A 4,403-nucleotide genomic window follows, 5' to 3' on the forward strand; every position below is an offset into this window, starting at 1 on the left:
CGGTGAGACGGCCGGTGAGACGGCCGGTGAGACGGCCGGTGAGACGGCCGGTGAGACGGCCGGTGAGGCGACCGGCGGGGCGGCCGGTGAGGCGGTCCCGGACGGCGGCATCCCGAACGCGGCCAAGGTGGCGCGGGCCGCCGCCTCCGCCTCCCGCGTCCAGTGCCGCGACACCGCGTACGCCCTGGCGGGATGGCGCGTCAAGGGAACCGCCGACTGGTACTACAACCCGTCCGGCGCGCCCGCAGCGGTCTCCCGCACGGCCCTGTCGGCGATCGGCTCGGCGGCCCGCTCCCTGGTCGGCGCGAGCAACGAGTGCGGCCTGCCGGTCCCGTTCAAGGCGGGCCAGCGGTACCGGGGCGCCACGAAGCGCACGGCCGCCGTCTCCACCTCCTCGCGTACGGCCTGCGGCGCGGAGGACGGCCACAGCGTCGTCGCCTGGAAGCGGCTCGCCTCCACCGCGCTCGCCGTCACCTGCACCTGGACCCGGTCCGGCCAGGTCGTCTCCTCCGACATCGTGATCAACACCAGGTACCGCTGGCACACCAGCCGGCCGGCCCGCTGCGCCTCCTCCTTCGACCTGGCCTCGGTGCTGACCCACGAGTGGGGCCACGCGTTCGGGCTCACCCACGTGTCGCCGTCGCAGCACGGCACCCAGGTGATGGCCTCGACGATCCCGGCCTGCTCCACGGTGCGGACCCTGGGCGCGGGCGACCACCGCGCAATGCGCAAGCTGTACGGCGTGCGCTGACCGCCCCGTACGGCGGACCGCCCGCCGTACGGGGCAGTGCGGCGCGGCCGTCGCCCGCGGAAAGGCGCGTCAGGCCCCCTCGCCCGCCTCGGCGGGCGCACCGGCGCTCTCGGTGCCCTGGGCACCCCCGTCGCCCTCGGCGGCGCCCCTGGCCGCGCACGTCTGGATCCGCATCGTCACCGTCGTGCCCTCCCCCTCCCGCGACTGCAGGTCGAAGGTGCCCGAGTGGTTGGCGACGATGCTGCGCACGATGGACAGCCCCAGCCCGGTGCCGGGGATCGACAGCTCGGTGGCGTTGGAGGCGCGGAAGAAGCGGGTGGACAGCCGCTGCAGCTCGTCCGCCGGGATGCCGATGCCGGTGTCGGAGACCCGCACCACCCCGTAGCCCTCCTCCATGGCGACCAGCACCTCCACCCGCCCGCCCGCCGGGGTGAACTTGACGGCGTTGGACAGCAGGTTGACCATGGCGCGGTCGAGCTGGTTGGGGTCGCCGTCGACCATCAGCGAGCCCGCGGGGCAGTCCGCGTCCAGCTCGACCCCGGCCTTGGCCGCGGCGGGCCGCATGGAGGTGACCGCGCCCTCCACCACGGCGCACAGGTCCGTGCGCTGCTTGACGGTGCGGAAGGCGCCCGACTCGATGCGCGAGAGCGTCAGCAGGTCCTCGATGAGCAGCCGCAGCCGGGTGGTGTTGCGCTCGATGGCGTCCAGCATGCGGTCCTGGGCGGGGTTGATGTCACCGGCGTCCTCGTCGCGCAGGATCTCCAGGTACCCGGCGATGCTGGTCAGCGGCGAGCGGAGCTCGTGGGAGACGGTGGACATGAAGTCGGTCTTGGCCGCGTCCAGCGCCCGCAGCTCCTCCACCAGCTCCCGTTCGCGGCCGTACAGGCGGGCCTGGTCCAGGCCGCGCCCCAGGTCGGTCCCGACGCTCTTGACCGCCTCGATCTCCTCGGTCTTCCAGGGACCGCTGGAATTGCCCCGGGTGAGCAGGATCGTGCCGAGCAGCTGCCCGCCCGCGCCGAAGGGCACGAAGAGGTACTGCCGGTCCCCGAGCAGCCGCAGGGCCCGGACGGCCGCCTCGGGCACGTAGGAGGGCGGGTCCAGGGTGGAGCCGCTGGAGGCCGCGCCCTGCAGGTAGAGCCGCTCGGCCTGGTCGGAGGGGACGGGCAGCAGCGCGGTGCCCTGGTCGACGAGCCGGCCGCCCGCCCACTCCAGCTCGGCGGGGCCGATCGTGCCGTCCCGGACGAGCTGGATGAACACCTGGTCGGCGGGGAGCCGGGCGCCCAGGAGCGAGGCCGCCTCGCGGACCACCGCGTCGGCGTCGAGGGTCTGGCGGATGCGCGCGGCGGTCTCGTAGGCCACCTCGGCCAGGCGTGCGCGCTCCCGCTCCGCGCGGCGCAGCCGGTCGCTCTCCTCGGCGAGCATGTTGATGGCCGCGCCCAGCTGGCGGATCTCGGTCGGCCCTCCCAGGTCGGGCACCCGGGTCTCGTGCTCCCCGGCGGTCAGCCGCCGCAGGGTCTCGCCCATGGCGCCCAGCGGCGGCACCAGCGCCCGGTAGGTGCGCACGGCGACGAGCAGGGCCAGCACCACGGCGGCGAGCGCGAAGACGACCACTCCGGCCAGGCCCCAGAGGCGCTCGCGCATGCTCTCCTCGTACAGGGCCTCGGTCCGGCGCCCCAGGTGGGTCTCCAGCGCGTCGCTGGCGACCAGGATCGCCTCGTAGCGCCTCCGGCTGCCCTCGGCGTACTCGGGGACCTCCGGCTCGCCCGGCCGCAGCCGCTCGGCCTGGGAGGCGTAGGAGAACCAGTCGACGACCTTGCGCTCCAGGTCGCCGACCAGCCTGCGCTCCTCGGGCTGGTCGGCCTGCCTGACCAGGGCGTCCAGGAACGGCTGGTAGGAGTCGCGGGCCTGCAGGTAGGTGGTCTTGGGCTGCTCGAAGAGCAGGTGGTTGCGCAGGCCACGGGTGGCGTCGCCCATGGTCGAGCGGAGCTTGAAGTTGTTCAGCCGGAGCGGGACGTTGTACTCGACGAGCCGGTCCAGGGCGGCGCCGTGCCGCTGCGACTCGACCGCCGCGACCACCCCGGACAGCAGGACCAGGGAGACGAGCAGCGCGAAGGTCTGGCGCAGGGCGGTCCCCACACTGCGGTTCAGCCACTTCATCGCTTTCTTCCTCCCGTGGGCCCGCCCTGGGCGGAGAATCCCTCCCGCGTCATTACCCCCCACACCTGCTGCGTACGGCGCAGCGCCGCAAAGATCCCCTGTACCCCCCACCAGGCGTTGAACTGGCGGTATCCGAAGTTCTCGGCCAGCGCGGCCAGCGCGGCGGCGCCCAGGTCCCGCCAGCGGGTGTAGCGGTGGAAGGCGTACTCCTCCACCGCCAGCGCAACGAAGGCGACCAGCAGCGAGTAGCCGTACGAGGCGAGCATGACCACGGCGGCGAAGGGGACGTCGACGGCGCCGACCAGCACGCCGAGCGGGACCAGGACCAGGCCGCTCAGGCTCACCAGCGGCGCGCAGAGCTCGAAGACCACGTAGTACGGCAGGGCCAGCAGCCCGATCCGCCCGTAGCGGGGGTTGCCGAACATCGCCCGGTGCTTCCACACCAGCTCGGCCAGCCCGCGCGACCAGCGGCGCCGCTGCCGGGCCAGCACCGCGAGCGAGGACGGCGCCTCGGTCCAGGAGACCGGCTCGGAGACGAACACGATGCGGTAGTCGCGGCCGCGGTCCCTCAGGTACCGGTGCAGCCGCGTGACCAGCTCGGCGTCCTCGCCGATCGAGTCGGGGTCCAGTCCGCCGACCTCGACGACGACGTCGCGCCGGAACAGGCCGAACGCCCCGGAGATGATCAGCAGGCCGCCCAGCCGCGACCAGCCGGTGCGGCCCAGCAGGAAGGCCCGCAGGTACTCGATCACCTGGATGCGGACCAGCCAGGAGCGCGGCATGCGCACCTTCGTGACCCGCCCGGCGATCACCTCGCAGCCGTTGGCGATCCGGATCACCCCGCCGGTGGCGACGACGCGCAGCGGGTCGTCGGCGAACGGCTTGGCCACCGACAGCAGGGAGCCGGGGTCCAGCAGGGAGTCGGCGTCGACCATGCAGACCAGCGGGTGCTGGGCGAAGTTGATGCCCACGTTGAGCGCGTCGGCCCGGCCGCTGTTGGCCTTGCGGACCACCAGCAGGGAGGTCGAGCCGGTGGCGGGGACGTGGGTGGACAACACCCGGCCGCGGGTCGGGACGTCGTCCGGCAGCACCCGTTCCACCTCGACCAGGTCGTACTCCTCGCGCAGCCGGTCGAACGTGCCGTCGCGGGACCCGTCGTCGACGACGACGATCTCGAAGTTCGGGTAGCGCAGCGAGAGCATGGCGCGCACGGCCTCGACGATGCCCGCCTCCTCGTTGTACGCGGGCATGATCACGCTGATGGCCGGGTTGAGCGGGTTGGCGTAGATGTCGTCGTGGCCGGTGAAGGCCAGGCGCCGGTGGTAGTGGACGGAGTCCCAGGCCGCCAGGGCGATGAGCACCAGGTAGCTGGTGTTGACGCAGATGAAGTAGACCATCACCGCGCCGCTGCAGGCGGCCAGCAGCCACCGCACGCCGTCCGCGAGCGCGCTCAGGACGGCGGACGCGTCCGCTGCGCCCGAGGCTGCGAGCGCGG

Annotated in this window: 3 protein-coding genes; 1 reads left to right on the plus strand and 2 read right to left on the minus strand. The window is 73.4% G+C overall.

Annotated features, from left to right (window positions below):
* Window positions 1–751, plus strand: a 751-nt coding sequence (locus ACWJ6R_RS20410; protein WP_449063764.1) for a matrixin family metalloprotease, incomplete at its 5' end; no start/stop codon positions are given.
* A gap of 69 nt (window positions 752–820) precedes the next feature.
* On the opposite strand, the gene ACWJ6R_RS20415 is transcribed toward ACWJ6R_RS20410, so the two are convergent.
* Window positions 821–2,908, minus strand: coding sequence for a HAMP domain-containing sensor histidine kinase (locus ACWJ6R_RS20415; RefSeq protein WP_449063765.1), 2,088 nt, complete (start codon window positions 2,906–2,908; stop codon window positions 821–823).
* Window positions 2,905–4,403 (minus strand): glycosyltransferase family 2 protein (locus tag ACWJ6R_RS20420; protein ID WP_449063766.1); only part of this gene is annotated, 1,499 nt, incomplete at its 5' end. The genes ACWJ6R_RS20420 and ACWJ6R_RS20415, both read right to left, overlap by 4 nt.

It is taken from the genome of Planomonospora algeriensis, assembly GCF_977012225.1.